At 66.8% G+C, this 13,961-nt stretch carries 17 protein-coding genes; 2 read left to right on the forward strand and 15 right to left on the reverse strand.

Translation table 11 applies throughout. The features are described from left to right. Nucleotides 1-28: 28 nt before the first annotated feature. The 15 genes from ACIQCN_RS13365 to ACIQCN_RS13435 form a co-directional block, all read right to left on the reverse strand. Complete coding sequence (locus tag ACIQCN_RS13365; RefSeq protein WP_400611323.1) at nt 29-451, reverse strand: flagellar hook assembly protein FlgD; 423 nt, start codon at nt 449-451, stop codon at nt 29-31. Between the two features lie 17 nt (nt 452-468). After that, complete coding sequence (locus ACIQCN_RS13370; protein ID WP_400611324.1) at nt 469-1,074, reverse strand: flagellar hook-length control protein FliK; 606 nt, start codon at nt 1,072-1,074, stop codon at nt 469-471. Nucleotides 1,075-1,865: 791 nt separating this feature from the next. Further along, nucleotides 1,866-2,504 carry a C40 family peptidase gene (locus tag ACIQCN_RS13375; protein ID WP_400604737.1) on the reverse strand — a complete coding sequence of 213 codons (639 nt, stop codon included), beginning with the start codon at nt 2,502-2,504 and terminating at the stop codon, nt 1,866-1,868. Continuing rightward, nucleotides 2,504-2,929 carry a flagellar FliJ family protein gene (locus tag ACIQCN_RS13380; RefSeq protein ID WP_400604738.1) on the reverse strand — a complete coding sequence of 142 codons (426 nt, stop codon included), beginning with the start codon at nt 2,927-2,929 and terminating at the stop codon, nt 2,504-2,506. The genes ACIQCN_RS13375 and ACIQCN_RS13380 overlap by 1 nt, the downstream gene beginning before the upstream one ends. Further along, a complete protein-coding gene (locus ACIQCN_RS13385; RefSeq protein WP_400611325.1) occupies nt 2,929-4,257 on the reverse strand; it encodes a FliI/YscN family ATPase in 1,329 nt (442 codons plus the stop codon). The genes ACIQCN_RS13380 and ACIQCN_RS13385 overlap by 1 nt, the downstream gene beginning before the upstream one ends. Next, complete coding sequence (locus ACIQCN_RS13390) at nt 4,254-4,892, reverse strand: FliH/SctL family protein (protein ID WP_400611326.1); 639 nt, start codon at nt 4,890-4,892, stop codon at nt 4,254-4,256. The genes ACIQCN_RS13385 and ACIQCN_RS13390 overlap by 4 nt, the downstream gene beginning before the upstream one ends. Continuing rightward, nucleotides 4,876-5,892, reverse strand: coding sequence for a flagellar motor switch protein FliG (gene fliG / locus ACIQCN_RS13395; RefSeq protein WP_400604744.1), 1,017 nt, complete (start codon nt 5,890-5,892; stop codon nt 4,876-4,878). Before fliG ends, ACIQCN_RS13390 begins: the two co-directional genes overlap by 17 nt. Next, nucleotides 5,889-7,484 carry a flagellar basal-body MS-ring/collar protein FliF gene (gene fliF / locus ACIQCN_RS13400; RefSeq protein WP_400611327.1) on the reverse strand — a complete coding sequence of 532 codons (1,596 nt, stop codon included), beginning with the start codon at nt 7,482-7,484 and terminating at the stop codon, nt 5,889-5,891. The genes fliG and fliF overlap by 4 nt, the downstream gene beginning before the upstream one ends. Further along, nucleotides 7,484-7,789, reverse strand: coding sequence for a flagellar hook-basal body complex protein FliE (gene fliE, locus ACIQCN_RS13405; RefSeq protein ID WP_400611328.1), 306 nt, complete (start codon nt 7,787-7,789; stop codon nt 7,484-7,486). The genes fliF and fliE overlap by 1 nt, the downstream gene beginning before the upstream one ends. Then, nucleotides 7,789-8,181, reverse strand: coding sequence for a flagellar basal body rod protein FlgC (locus tag ACIQCN_RS13410; RefSeq protein ID WP_400611329.1), 393 nt, complete (start codon nt 8,179-8,181; stop codon nt 7,789-7,791). Before ACIQCN_RS13410 ends, fliE begins: the two co-directional genes overlap by 1 nt. Beyond that, complete coding sequence (gene flgB / locus ACIQCN_RS13415) at nt 8,181-8,522, reverse strand: flagellar basal body rod protein FlgB (RefSeq protein WP_400611330.1); 342 nt, start codon at nt 8,520-8,522, stop codon at nt 8,181-8,183. The genes ACIQCN_RS13410 and flgB overlap by 1 nt, the downstream gene beginning before the upstream one ends. 138 nt (nt 8,523-8,660) lie before the next feature. Further along, nucleotides 8,661-8,990 (reverse strand): hypothetical protein, encoded by a 330-nt coding sequence (locus tag ACIQCN_RS13420; RefSeq protein ID WP_400611331.1) that lies wholly within the window; start codon nt 8,988-8,990, stop codon nt 8,661-8,663. After that, nucleotides 8,983-9,414, reverse strand: a complete 432-nt coding sequence (gene fliS / locus ACIQCN_RS13425; RefSeq protein ID WP_400611332.1) for a flagellar export chaperone FliS — start codon at nt 9,412-9,414, stop codon at nt 8,983-8,985. The genes ACIQCN_RS13420 and fliS overlap by 8 nt, the downstream gene beginning before the upstream one ends. After that, on the reverse strand, nt 9,411-10,778 hold the full coding sequence (gene fliD / locus ACIQCN_RS13430) for a flagellar filament capping protein FliD (RefSeq protein ID WP_400611333.1): 1,368 nt from the start codon (nt 10,776-10,778) through the stop codon (nt 9,411-9,413). The genes fliS and fliD overlap by 4 nt, the downstream gene beginning before the upstream one ends. Nucleotides 10,779-10,906: 128 nt before the next feature. Further along, the gene (locus tag ACIQCN_RS13435) at nt 10,907-11,806 is read right to left on the reverse strand and encodes a flagellin (RefSeq protein WP_400611378.1); all 900 of its coding nucleotides are present in this window, start codon (nt 11,804-11,806) and stop codon (nt 10,907-10,909) included. A 232-nt stretch (nt 11,807-12,038) separates the two neighbouring features. Here ACIQCN_RS13435 and ACIQCN_RS13440 point away from each other — a divergent pair, with 232 nt between their 5' ends. Further along, nucleotides 12,039-12,527 carry a flagellar protein FlgN gene (locus ACIQCN_RS13440; protein WP_400611334.1) on the forward strand — a complete coding sequence of 163 codons (489 nt, stop codon included), beginning with the start codon at nt 12,039-12,041 and terminating at the stop codon, nt 12,525-12,527. A gap of 9 nt (nt 12,528-12,536) precedes the next feature. Further along, complete coding sequence (gene flgK / locus ACIQCN_RS13445; RefSeq protein ID WP_400611335.1) at nt 12,537-13,958, forward strand: flagellar hook-associated protein FlgK; 1,422 nt, start codon at nt 12,537-12,539, stop codon at nt 13,956-13,958. Nucleotides 13,959-13,961 lie beyond the last annotated feature (3 nt).

A 13,961-nucleotide genomic window follows, 5' to 3' on the forward strand; every position in this document is an offset into this window, starting at 1 on the left:
TGTGCCTTTCGAAAGGGGATTCGTGAAGTTAGGAAGCGCCGGCGGCGATGCCGGTCACAGCGTCGAGGGCGACGGCCTGGCCGTCAACGGTGACCGTGGGTACCTTGCCTGCGTAGGAGACGGAGGTTGCCACGCCGGTGGCGGGCCGGCCGTCGGCACCGGTGTAGCTGACTTGTTGCCCGATCAGGGCCGCCGCTGCGGAGCGCATCTGCAGGGAGAAGTTCTCTTTGGCGTTGTTTGAGAGCTCGTTCAGCTTTTCCATCATTGCCAGCTGGGTGGTCTGCGCGATCATTTCGTTGGTGTCCATGGGTGAACCGGGGTCCTGGTTCTGCAGCTGCGTGACCAGCAGCTGCATGAAGACCTCTCCGTCCATGGCCTGCTTGGGGGCCCTTGCCGGGGCCCCTGTGTAGAGGCCCGCGTCCCGGGGGGCCGTGACAGCTTCGATTGGCATGCTTGGTTCTCCTTACTTCAGGCCAGTACGTCGAGGCCGCTTGTTCCGGCATACCGGAGGTGGGGATGGGGGTCCTGGTCTGGGCGGGCGGCGGCAGTAACGGCTTGGAATCGCCCCGTACTGTTGCCCGCCCGTTCGCCGGGCCGGTCGCGTGGCCCGCTCTGCCCGCCGTCGTCCGGGCCGCTCCGGGCCGAGAGGTCCAGGGTGGTGCCCAGGCCTGCCGCGGCGAGGTCCCGCTTCAGGTCCTGCAAGATGGACCTGAGGGCTTCGCGGCCGGCGTCGTTCGGGGCGAACAGTTCCACCCGAACGAGTTCCGCGCCAATGTGCGCCCGGACGGTCACCGGGCCCAGGTTCTCCGGCGTGACGCTCAGCGTCATGGTGTACTGACCGGGCTTCCCCGCGGCCAAAGAAAACACCGGGCCGGCCAGTTGTCCCGCCAGCGTCGGGTGGGCCGCCTGCACCGGCCCTGCGCCTGCCGTAGGGGCCGGAGCGGGCGCCGGCGGGAGCGCCGGACCGGGTACAGGTCCGGGTACCTGCGCAGGTGCCCCGGAATCGGGTACGACGGCGGGTTGGGCCGGGCGAGCCTGCAGCTCGCCTCCGGGGGCCGTTGGGTTTGCCGCCACGGCGCCTCCCAGGACAGGCCCGGAAGCAGGTGCGCCGCTGGGAGTGGTTCCAGGCACGGCAGGACCGGCTGCACCCGCCCCACCGCCCGGTGAGGCGGCAGTTTGTGGCGTAACAGGAGGGTTCGAAAGCCCCGGCGGAACTGTGTCCAGGGCCGTTGCGGCCTCGGCCGGCGCTTCGGCGGCCCGCCTCGTGCCGGCGGGAAAAGCGGGACCCGTCGGGCCGACTGGAACGACAGACCCAGCCGGGACATCGGACGCCCTTCCAACGCCGAACGACAGTGCTGCTGCCGCTGTGCCGGCGGCGGCGCCGGCGCCGTTCGCCGCTGGTTGCCTGGCCGCCGTCGTGCCCGATGCCTCCACGGCGTTCGGCACTTCCTGAGCGTGAAGCGCGCCGGCGCAGCCCGCCGGAGGCCCGGGCGCCGACGGTTCCGGGGCTGTGGCCGCCCAAAGCCCGGCAGCTGGTGGATCCGGGAGGTGCGTAACCGCTGCCGGGCCTGCACTGGAGACCGTGCCGGCCTGCGCTGTTGTGGCAGCAGCCTCGGCCGGCACGGCCTCACCTGATTCGGACGCCTGCACGGAGGGTGCGGATGCGCCGGGCTCAAGTCCGGCGCCCTCCATCCCGCGGTTCCGTACGGTGTCCGGGGAGCGGTCCCCGCTCCCCTGGTGCTCAGAAGGCCCTGCTGCTAGAGCCTTCTGCATTTGGACGCCGAAACCGGCGTCCCCCGTGCCCGCTGGTTTGTCCTTGCGGGGCATCGGTCCTGGTGTCCCCGGGCGGGACAGGTCAATGGTCATCATCGGAGTGCACCGGCCATGAGGGGTGACCGGGCTCCGGCGTCACCGGCCGGCAGGATGCGGCGGATGGCCGTGACATTGGCGTCGTTTTCCCAGGCGTCGCGGACCTGGATGGTCTTCCCCGGCTGCGGGGCATCGATGGCTTTGCCGTTCCCCAGGTAAAGGGCAACATGGCCGCCGTTGAAGCTGAAGAGCAGGTCGCCGGGCTTTGCCTGGGCCATGGAAGGAACGGCGGTGCCTTCCTTCATCTGGTCCCAGGTGACACGCGGCAGCTCGTAACCAAGGTCGCGGTAAACGTTCTGCACGAAGGATGAGCAGTCCAGGCCGACGGCGGGGTCGTTGCCTCCCCAGATGTAGGGCAGGCCGGCGTATTTGGCGGCCGTCTCGCCGATTTTGCCCGCTCCGGGTGCCGGGGCCGCCGGCGCTGGGCCCAGGCCGGGCGCGCCCGGTGCCACAATGCCCGGCATGGACGCGGTCAGGGCTTCGAGCGCCTGCCCGAACTTAGCGGGGTCGGCGGGTCGGCCAGGGGCGGTTCCGGCGCTGGCCGGAAGCTGCTGCACCGGAGGAGTCAGCTCCGACATCCGCGTCAGCGCCGTACGGATTTCCTGCATTCGTCCCAGGGCTTCGACCATTGGCATCAGTGCTGCCCGCCGATCTTCCGCCCGCGGAGCGCGAGCTCATCCAGGCCTATTTGTTCAGCGCGCAACGCTTCGCCGCGGGCGGCAGCCTGGTGCCGGGCCTCCAGCTTTTCAATGCCGGCCGCTTCCAGACGCGCCTGCAGGTAATTTTCCTGGGCTTCGGCGGCGGCAGCCTGGTGTTCGACGGCGAGCGCGTCCAGGGTGGCGAGCATGCTGCGGGCCGAGGCCCGGGCCGCCGCAACAGCCAGCAGGGCAGGCGTGCCACTGGCTTCGCTGCTGGTCGAGTCCAGTTCGTGGCGGGCGGCCCGCTGCCGGTCCGCGTGCAGCCCGGCAGCCTGGTTCGCTGCCGCCAGCGTGCCGGCGGCTGCATCTTCCTGGAGCCGGCGCAGCCGCATCAGGCCCGCAAGGGGGAAGGATCGTGCCATCAGGAATCTCCGAGGGTGGTGGTGAGGTTGATCAGCTGCGCCCAGGCTTGGTCTGCCGGGGTGCTTTCGTTCATGGGTTGCTGGAGGAACGCCGCGATGGCTTCCTCATGGTCCAGGGCAGCGTCAACCAGCGGGTTGCTGCCGCGGGCGTAGGCGCCGACGTCGATCAGGTCCTGCGCCGCGGTCCGCGCCGCCATGACCTTCCGCAGTTTCGCCGCAGCGGCCGAATAGTCACGCGGGTTGACCTTGGCCGCCAGCCGCGAGATTGAAGCCAGCGCGTCCACGGACGGGAAGTGCCCTGCTACTGCCAGGCGGCGGTCCAGGACCACGTGCCCGTCCAGGATGGAGCGGGCCGCGTCCGCGATCGGTTCGTTGTGGTCATCGCCGTCCACCAGCACCGTGTAGACGCCGGTGATGGAGCCCTCCCGGTCTGTTCCGGCGCGTTCCAGCAGTTTTGCCAGCACCGAAAAGGTCGACGGCGGGTACCCGCGGGTGGCCGGCGGCTCGCCGACGGACAGGCCGATCTCACGCTGGGCCATCGCCACGCGGGTCAGGGAGTCCATCATCAGGACGACGTCGGAGCCCCCTTCCCGGAACGCCTCGGCGATGCGGGTGGCTGTGAAGGCTGCCCGCAGGCGCATCTGGGCGGGTTCGTCGGAGGTGGAGACCACGACGATGGACCGGGCCAGGCCTTCGGCTCCGAGATCGTCCTCGAGGAATTCGCGCACCTCACGGCCGCGCTCCCCCACCAGGGCGATCACCGACACCTCGGCGTCCGTGCCGCGGGCAATCATGGACAGCAGCGAGGACTTGCCAACGCCGGAGCCGGCGAAGAGGCCAAGCCGCTGGCCCCGGCCCAGGGTGGTGAGCGTGTCGAGGACCCGGACGCCGGTCTGCAGCGGGGTGCTGATCCGGGCGCGGTGCATCGCGGATGGCGTGGGGTGGTCCAGCGGAACAAGCGCGTCGGCGCGCAGCGGGCCCTTGCCGTCAATAGGCCGGCCGAGGCCGTCGATCACCCGGCCCAACAGCCCCCGGCCGGTGGGTACCAGCAGCGCCACGCCCTTGGTCCGGACAGGATCCCCGGCGCTGATGCCGGAGATGTTCCCGAGCGGCATGCACCGCAGGCCAGCTGCCGATACGGCGACCACTTCGGCGTCGACGCCTTCGCCGTCACCCACGGTCACCAGGTCACCGATTGCGGCGTCAAGGCCGGCTGCTTCGAGCCCGAGCCCGAGGACCGAGGAAACGATGCCAACCCGTTGGGGCCGGGCCGCGCCGAGCGCAGCAGTAAAGCTGGCGCCCCGGGGCCGCCAGTCAAGGGCTGTCACGGCGCACCCACCGCCAGCGAAGTCTTGGCCCGGGCCAGGGCGGTGCCGATCTTGGCGTCCAGGAAACCGTGGGGAAGTTCCGCTATGGCATCGCCGGGGCTGAGTGCGGGGTCGGGGATGAGTACGACGGCGGTCCGGCCCGGTTCGTTGCCCAGGTCCACGCCGGTGGCCGCCGCACGCTCCAGGACCGCGAGGTCCTGCGGGTTCATCCGGATGCTGACCGGATCAAGCCCCTTGCTGCCGGAGAGTGCACGGTCCAGCGCTGCCCGGGCCGCCTTGGAGCGGTCGGCCAGCTCATAGCCCAGGACGGCTTCGGCGAGTTCGACAGCGGCAGCCACCAGGGTTTCCTCCGCAGCCGAGACCGTGGGAAGGATACGTGCATCAAGCGCCGCGGCCGCGGACTGCAGGAGCCCGGCCAGCTGCCGGGCCTCCCGCTGCTGCTGGTCGCGTCGGACAGCGAAGTCGGCTTCCAGTTCCTCCAGCCGGCGCAGGCGCTCGGTTTCGGCGGCACGGAGTCCGGCGGCGTAGCCGGCGGCGTGCCCGTGGACATACCCGTCGTCGCGGCTTTCCGGCTCCGGCCGGCGCAGCTGCGGAAAGGCCATCTGGGTGAATCCGTCCTCAGTAGACAAAGGCATCTTCGTCGCCCCTGCGCACGGTGATGGAACCTTCGGCTTCGAGCTCGCGGATGGACCGGACGATCTCGGAGCGGGCTTCCTCGACCTGGGATGCCCGGACCGGGCCCATGGAACTGATCTCGGATTCCAGGATTTCCAGGTTGCGTTCGGATACGTTCGTGTGGATGGCCTCGAGGACGGCCGGGCTGGCGCCCTTCATGGCCAGCGCCAGCACGGAGACATTGACGCCCCGCAGGATGCGCTGGATGTCGCGGCGCTCCAGTTTGACGATGTCGGCGAAGGTCAGCATGCGGGAACGGATCTCCTCGGCAAGCTCCGGATCAAGGTCCTGCAGGCCGTCCAGGACAGACCTTTCGGTGAGGACGTCGGCGCGGTTGATGATTTCCACCAGCGGCTGGATGCCGCCCACGGCGTCGACGTGTTCCGGTGCGACGACGGCCCGGGCGCGTGCCTTGAGTGTCTCAGCTACCGCCGCCACGGCTTCCGGAGTGGCGGTGCCCATGGTGGCGATGCAATGCGCCACTTCAGTCCGGACACCGTCCGCCAGCCCGGACATGACGGCGGACGCGGCGTGGGGCGGGAGGTGGGCGAGGACCAGCGCGATGGTCTGCGGCAGCTCGCCATCGAGCATTGCAATGACCTGGCCCGGCTCCGCGTTGTCCAGGAACTCGAACGACTTGCCCGCCATTGAGGACGTCAATCGGTCCATCACGCCGGCGGCGCGCTCCGCACCGAAGGAGGCTTCCAGGAGGCCGACGGCGAATCCCTTGCCTCCGTGGGCGTGCCGGCGGCCGCTGACGGTCAGTTCATGGAATTCGGTGATGACGCTTTCGGCGATGCCGGCGTCGACCCGCCGCAGCTTGACGATCTCCGCGGCGATCTCCTGCGCCTCGCTCTCAGAGAACTGCTGCATGACCAGCACGGCTTTGTCCTGGTTCATCTGCATCAGCACGACCGCGACCTTTTGGATCCCGGTCAGCTCTTTTTGGGCAGTACTCATACCGGTTGCCTGTCATCGATCAGGCTGCGAAGGTATTCCGCGGTCCGTTCCGGGTCGCTGCCGGCCAGAGCGTCGATCTGGGCGCGTTTGAGTTCAATGTCGGCTGTTTCGGCCGGGGGCACCGGCAGTGCCTGGATATCGATGGCCGCAGTGGGCGGATCGAGGGCAATTGGGGCGGGGACTGTCACGAGTTCCGGCTGGGCGTCGTAGCGTTCGCCCAGGTCCACCGGTTCCCTGAGCTGGTGCCGGGAGCGCCGGGCATAGAGGATGGCGGCCAGGAGCATGAAGAGGAGGACGCCGGCCACGATGATGGCGGTGCGGATGAGTCCGGCAATCCTTTCTGCGTCGGCTGCTGCGTCGGCTGCTGCCAATGCCTCCGCTGCGGCATCTGCCCCCGCGGTATTGAAGGGAACGACCTGCACCGTGACCTCGTCGCCGCGGTCCGCGTTGATGCCGGCGGCCGCCCGGACCAGGTCGGTGATGCGGCCGACATCGATTCCGGCGGCCGCGGCGTCATTGACCGCCACGGAGACGGTTTGGCGGTTCAAGGTACCGGCGGGGATTTTCCGTGATTCGGTGACCTTGTTGACGGCGTTGTTGCGGGTGCTCTCTTCTGAGTTGAATGTCCCGCCGTCACCGTTACCGCCAGGGACGGCAATGTTGTCCGGGCCCAGGACCCCGGCCGCGGGGCCGCCGGTGCCCTCGTAGGTTTCGGTCCTGGTGGACTCGTTCAGGGCCAGGTCTTCCTGCGGCGAGGTGAAGGCCTCTTCAACCCGTTCAGCGGATTCGCGGCTGATGTCAGCGGCCACGGCGACGGTGGCATTGCCGGGGCCCACCACGCGGTCCAGCATGGACTGCACCGAATTCCGGACATTTTCCTCGTAATTGGCCGCCTGCTTATCCGCTGAGCCTGTGGCCCCGGCACCCACGGCCGAAAGGACGGTGCCCTTCGAATCGATCACGGCCACGCTCTCAGGCTTCATGCCCTCGATCGAGGCAGAGGTGAGGTGCACGATCGCCTCGATCTGGTCCGTACTCAGCGTGACTCCGTTGCGGGTTTCCACGAAGACGGACGCGGTGGGGTCGGCCTTTTTGGAGACGAAAACAGTCTCTTCCGGGATGGCGAGCCGCACGGATGCCTTCTTCACGCCGTCCAGGGCAGTCACAGTGGCGGCCAGTTCGCCCTCGAGGGCGCGCTTGTAGGTGACGGACTGCTGGAACTCGGAGGACGTGACGCCCATGTCGTCAAGCAACGCATAGCCGGTGGCTGCCGCGGAGGGCAGGCCGGCGGAGGCGGCCTTGAGGCGCTGGTCGTACACTTTTTCCTCGGGGACCAGGATGGTGCTGCCGCCTGCGCTGAGTTCGTACGGGACGCCGTCGGCCCTCAGCTGCTCGACGATGGTGCTGGCATCGGATGCCTGAAGGCCGGAAAAAAGCGGCGTGTATGAAGGCTTGGTCAGCATCGCGGCCAGGGCAAATCCGCCAAGGGCAAGGAGGGCGACGCCAAGAATCACAAGGGTCCGCTGGGCCACGCTGAAGCCTTGGACTACGCCGCCTGCCCGCTGGAGCAGGCCGTTAATCTTTGGTGGCATCAGGCCTGCATCCTCATGATCTCGTTGAAGGCGTCAACGCCCTTGTTCCGCACGGCGGCGACAAGCTCCAGCGTCACCTGCGCACGGGTGGAAGCGAGGGTGGCGGAGTGGATGTCGTCAAGGTCTCCGGTCACGGCCTTGATGGCGAGGTCTTTGGACGTGGACTGCAGTTGCTGAAGGTTGTCGATGGCGCCCGTCAGCGAGGAAGCGAACCCTTCGTCCCCTCCGGAACCGACCGGGGCGGCAGGCGTGAGATAACCGGTGGGCGCGACAGGCTCGACGGCGCCAGTAGGGCTGATGGGCATCAGGATTTTCCGATCTGGAGTGCGGCCTGGTAGGTCTCTTTGGCCCGGTCAACTACTGCCGCGTTCGCCTGGTAACCGCGCTGGGCCATGATGAGCGAGCCCATCTGTTCGGCCATGTCGATGTCCGGGTAACGAACGTAGCCGTCCTTATCGGCGAGCGGGTGGTCCGGCTGGTGCACCATGCGGCCCTCGGCGTCGCCCCATTCGGCGCCGGTGACATAGACACCGGCATTGCCCTTCCCGGCCTGGGCAAGGACGTACCTGGCCTGGAAGGCTGCTCCGTCGGTGGAAGAAGCGTTGTTGATGTTGGCGAGGTTGTCCGAGACGGCGTCGAGCCATTTGCGGTGAACGGTCATGCCGGTGCCGGCGATGCCGATGGCGTCGAAGGTCATCAGTTGGTCCTCATCGCTGAGCGCAGTGCGGAAAAGGTTCCTTCGGCGGCCTGGGCGGCGAACTGGTAGCGCAGGACGGTGTCGATGTTGGAGAGCGTTTCTGTCTCCAGGTTGACGTTGTTCCCGTCCAGCCGGGTGGGTTCCAGGGAACCCTCAACGCTGGCCTGGACGTGACCGTCACCGGCTTTGACGGAACCTGCCAAGGCTGCCTCGAACGCAACACGCTTGGCCTTGAAGTTCGGTGTGTTGACGTTGGCGATGTTGTTCGCAATGGTGCGCTGGCGTAACGCCAGCCCGTCCAGCGCGCTTTCCAGCGCCACGGCCGATACCGAATTAAACACAGAAGCCCTACTTGTGCAGAAGTTACAGGCGGCCGATCCATGGCCCGGGAGGTGAGGCATCCTTGCTCACCTAGTTCTATCGGCACAGCGTCCGGGCACGTAAGCCGCATCCACTGATTTGTTACCCGTCGGCTGGGTCTAGCCTTCGACGTCCAGGTAGACCGACTGCAGCGGCGCACGGACGGAGGGTATGGCGTCCAGTGCGGCCAGGTGTTTTGCGGCGTCTTCTTTAGCGTGTTCCAACGCCCTGAGGGCGTGCCGCTGGGCGCTGAGGATCCGGGCTGCCCGCTCTGCCAGGCGCGCAGGTAGCGGGCCCAGGTCCTGCGGCGCTGTCCACGGCTCCGTGGCTTCCGCAGCCTCGCCGGCAGCACCCGCATTTTGCGCGGCCTGCACGTCCGCTTCGAAGTCTGCCAGCACGGAATCCCAGCCGGCACCCATCCCGGTCTTTGGGGCTGGCGCTTCAGGCAATGCCCAGGCTCCCGCCGGACGCCATCATTGGAGTGCCGGCGGGCAGCTGGGCTGCGGCTTCGCGCCAGGCCTGCTGCAGCGGCTGCAACAGCCGGATGGCCTCGCGGGTGCGGTCCGCGTTCCGGTGGAGGTTGGCGGAGACCAGGGCTGAGGATACGTAGTTGTAGATGCCCAGCAGGTTGTCGGCGCCGTCCCACGCAGTGGTGTTCAGGGACGCGCTGAGTTCGGCGATGATGGCCTGCGCGTGCAACAGATTCTCGGATGCAACGGCCCAGTTGGCGCCTTCCTGCGCGGTTTCCGCCCGGCCAAGGTCCAGCAGCAGCCGGTCATAGAGCATGGTGACAAGCTGCGCCGGCGTTGCCGAGAGGATGGCGTCACGGCGGAGCTGCTCACGCTGCCGGTTGAACATTGCGGCCGTTGTCATGATCCTTGGTCTCCTTGGGGAAGGGTGGCAATCTGTGAGGCGAGCCAGGTCGACTGCGAGTTCATGCGGCTGATCTGCACTTCCAGTCCCGAGTAGATGCGCTTGAGCGTCTCCTCGCGGGCAGCGAGCCGGTCGTCCCATTTCAGGATCTGGTCCTGCAGGTTCTTTACGACAGACTGGCGCCCATTGATGCTGGCTGTGATCAGCCCCTTGTATCTGTCTGAAGTGACAGTGGCAGCGGTTTCCACCCGACCGGCGATGGTTTGGAGCGTGGACTCCACGAGCGCGGGATCCGCTGCGAGCGCCGCGGAGAACTTTGCCGCGTCGAAGGTGAAGTTTCCGTCCTTGGTGATCGCGATGCCGATCTCCGCGGGCGATCTTCCGCCAACCGGCTGGGAGGCGGCAGCCAGCAGCCGCTGGTTGGCGTCACGGACGGTGCTGTCGCCGGTGAAGTTCCCTGCCTTGGTGCCGGCCGATCCGGTCGCCGGGGTGACGGCGCTGTTGGACTTGATGTACGCGAAGATTCCGTTGAGGGCGCTGACCAGGTCCTCGGCCTTCTTTGTAATCTGCTCGTTGTCTCCGGCTACGGTGACGGTTACAGGCGCGGTTGGCACGGAGGTGAGCGTAACGTCCACCCCCGGCAGCAAACCCGTGAAGGTGTTGGACGACGACGTGATGGCCTGCGCCGCGCCGGTTCCGGCCCACAGGGTGACCTGGGCGTCCTGGCCCGTCGTGATGACGGCCGCGCCGGGCTCGGCGAAGAGATCGGTGGCGGTGCCGGCGTCGAGGTCGGCGGTGTTGCCGCGGTAGGCGGTAAAGGACCCCGCCGCCCCGGAAGTTTTGGAGGTCAGCTGCAGCCGGTATTCCCCGTTGCCGGTGGAGACCTTCATGGCGGTCACACCCGCCGTCGCTGAGGCGTTCACGGCGGAGACAACGTCGTCGAGACTGGTGGATGCTGCGGCGACCTCGGTGCGGGTGCCGTCGGCCCCAACGAACGTCAGCACCGGCGGATCGTTTGGCCAGACAGTCATGCTGGCGGTGACACCCGCATGGGCCTGGGCCAGGCGGTCTACCGTGAAGTCCACAGAGCCCGCGGTGGCGCCGGCGCCGGCTTTGGCGGTCACGCCCTCGCTGCTGGATGTTGCAACGAAGAGGTCCAGCGCTCCGGTCTTCGCGGTGGCCTTGCTCAACTCGGCCAAGGACGCAATCTTCGCATTTAGCGTCTGCAGGGACGTCACCATGCTCTGTGAAGCGGAGACCTTATTTTTGAGCAGCGTCTGCGGAATCGCCTCGATCCGCATTAACGAGCTGATCAGGCCGGTGGTGTCCATGCCCGTGGCGAGGCCGGGTAGTGCGATGCCCATAAGAAGTCCCTTGAAGTACTAGGTAGCGGCGCTGGTACTGAAACCGGCGCCGCCTGCAGTGGCCAGGAGGATCCACAGCTCGCCCCTGGCCACCGTTGGCGGCGTCCGGTTATACCGGGCTAGCGGTATTAGCCCAGCAGCTGCAGGACGCCCTGGTTGGACTGGTTTGCCTGCGCGAGCATGGCGGTTCCGGCCTGGGACAGGATGTTCGAGCGGGTGTAGTTCACCATCTCGGCAGCCATGTCCGTGTCGCGGATACGGGACTCGGCAGCGGTCAGGTTTTCCTTGGACACGGCGAGGCTGTTGATGGCCGACTCAAACCGGTTCTGGTTGGCACCCAGGTCGGCGCGCTGCGACGAAACCGCGGTAATCGCTGCATCCAGGATTTCAACGGAGTTCTGCGCTGCCTCTGTGTCATTAACCAAGAGGGCAGATCCGGTCACAAGCGCATCAGGGTCCGCACCGAATGTAAGAACAGCCCCCGTGGCCGCTACGCCCGCGTTGTCAGTATAAGTCAGTCCTGACAGTGCGGCGGTGAGGTCCGCGTTCTTTACCGTCACCAACGAAGCCGCGTTGCCATCGGCTCCGACCTGGAAGTTCAATGACTCGCCCTTGAGCAGGTCAGTACCGTTGAAGTTGGTTGACTGCTGGATGCGTGAAAGCTCTGAACCCAAGGAGTCCAGTTCCCCCTTAATTGCCTTGCGGGATTCCGGGTTGTTCGAGTCGTTGGCTCCCTGGACAGCGAGGTCGCGCATGCGCTGCAGGATGCTATGTACTTCGGTCAGTGCGCCTTCGGCCGTCTGAATGACGGAGATGCCGTCCTGTGCATTGCGGGATGCAACTGTCAGGCCGTTGACCTGAGCACGCAGGCCCTCGGAGATAGCCAGGCCCGCGGCGTCGTCCGCGGCGCGGTTGATACGCAGGCCGCTGGAAAGCTTCTCCAGCGACTTGGACAGGTCGTTCTGCGTGCTGGACAGGTTGCGGTACGAGTTAAGTGCCGCGATGTTGGTGTTGATCTGCATACCCATGGTGAATTCCTCCGTGATGTGGGTGAACTTGAGCCGCTCCGTCCATGGGGCGGCGCTGTGGACTATCGCCCGCACGCACCGTTCCGTTAGTTGGCGTGCCACATTTTCTTTAACCGGTTTGCTCAAGTGTTCCCGGTGGCCGGGTTCCTAACGGCTGGTGAATACAGGACGATGGTGAAAGGCGTAGGAAGTGCGGCAGGCATCACTGCACTGGCATTCAAGGGAGTTGAATATGCGTGTGGCGGCCAATGAACTGTCGGCACTGCTCTGGCGCGAACGGGAGCTCCTGGGACTCCTTACCTTCAAGCTGGAAGAAGAACAGCTGCTCTTAACCACGGGCAACACCAAATGGCTTCACCACGCCACCCGCGAGGTGGAACAGGTGGTGGAACACCTGCGCTCCGAGGCGCTCTCGCGCGAGGTGGCCGTGGCGGCACTGGCGGCCGAGTGGAACCTCGGCGAACAGCCCACCCTGCGGGACATTGTGTCGAACGCCCCGTCCGGCCCGTGGGCGGAGATCTTTGAAGGCCATTTGAAGGAACTGCTCGCCCTGACCGCACGGATCAAGGAACTCCGTGACGCCAACGAGGTGTTCCTGCGCGCGGCCATGAGGTCCACGCAGGAAACGCTTGCTGGTCTCCGCGCCGACGCCGGGACTTACGACTCCCTGGGCGCCCCTTCCCCCACCTCTGGAACGTCCACTCTGGACCGGCAACTCTAAAGGAAAAGCGTGAGTACATTCAGCGGCCTTAACACCGCGTACACGGGCCTGTCGGCCGCCCGGCAGGCACTCAATGTCGCGAGCCAAAACGTAGCCAATGCGGGCACTGAGGGATACACCCGGCAGCGGTTGGAGACTTCCGCCGCCGGTCCGGCGGGCCGCACGGGCCTTTTCGCGGACGCACCCTCCGCCGGACAGGGAGTATCGGTTGACGGCATCGCCCGCCTCGGTAATGCCTACCTCGACGCACGCGCCCGGGCGGACACCGCAAGCGCCGGCTATACCGCGGTCCGCGCCGAAGTCCACATCTCCCTCGAGGATGTACTGAATGAGCCCGGGGAGAACGGCCTCAGCGCCCAGCTCCAGCGTTTTTGGGGAGCTTGGCAGGACCTGGCCAACCAGGCCGGCGAAGCCGCTCCCACCAACGCCGTCCTCCAGGAGGCCGGCGCCCTGGCCGCGCAGCTCGGCCGTGGATACGGGGACATCGATGCACTCTGGAGCCGCACACGCTCCGGCGTATCCGGTATGGCGGACCAACTCAACGCTGCGGCAGCGCAGGTGGCAGACCTGAATATCCGCATCCGCACCACACTCTCCGCCGGGGGCTCGGTTAATGAACTCATCGACCAGCGAAGCCTCATCACCGCAGACATCGCCTCCATGGCCGGTGGCACGGTCCGGGACAACGCGGATGGAACCGTGGACGTCTTCATAGGCGGTAACACCCTTGTGTCGGCAGATCGGTACCGCACCGTCCAGGTTGCAGGATCCAACCGGATGGAGGGGGCTTCCACCGCCCGGGTCCAGCTGGAATGGACGCACCGCCCGGGCCCCGCCGTCGGACTGGAAAGCGGTGAAATGGCCGGATCTCTCTCGCTGCTGGCCCCGGCCAGCGGCGGCTCCGGGGGCGCGATCGCAGAAGCGGCGGCCTCTTACAACGCCTTCGCGGAAAAGTTGTCCAGCACTGTGAACACCCTGCACCGCGGTGGCAGCAGCGTGAATGGCAGCACCGGCCTGGACTTTTTCAAGTTTTCCCCCGGACTGGCTCCAGCGGCCGGCTTGGGCGTGGTGCCTACGGATGCCTCCGGCCTCGCCACGGGCAGGGCGGGAGCTGGACCGTTCGACGGCGGCAACGCCGACGCAATCTCGCAAATCAATGCAGGCGCCGATTCTCCGGACGATGCCTGGAATACCTTCGTGATCCAGCTGGGCTCCGCCGCCCGCGCTGAACTTCAGCGCGGCGTGCTGGCGGAGGCAGCGGCAAACACCGCCAAAGACATGCAGCTGTCCCAGGCGGCAGTGAGCCTGGACGAGGAAAACGTCAGTCTCCTGAGTAACCAGCACGCGTACCAGGCCGCCGCGCGGGTGATGACAGCCATCGATGAAATGCTGGATGTCCTCATCAATCGAACCGGGCTGGTGGGAAGGTAACCC

The organism is Pseudarthrobacter sp. NPDC092424, assembly GCF_044754925.1.
GTDB lineage: Bacteria > Actinomycetota > Actinomycetes > Actinomycetales > Micrococcaceae > Arthrobacter.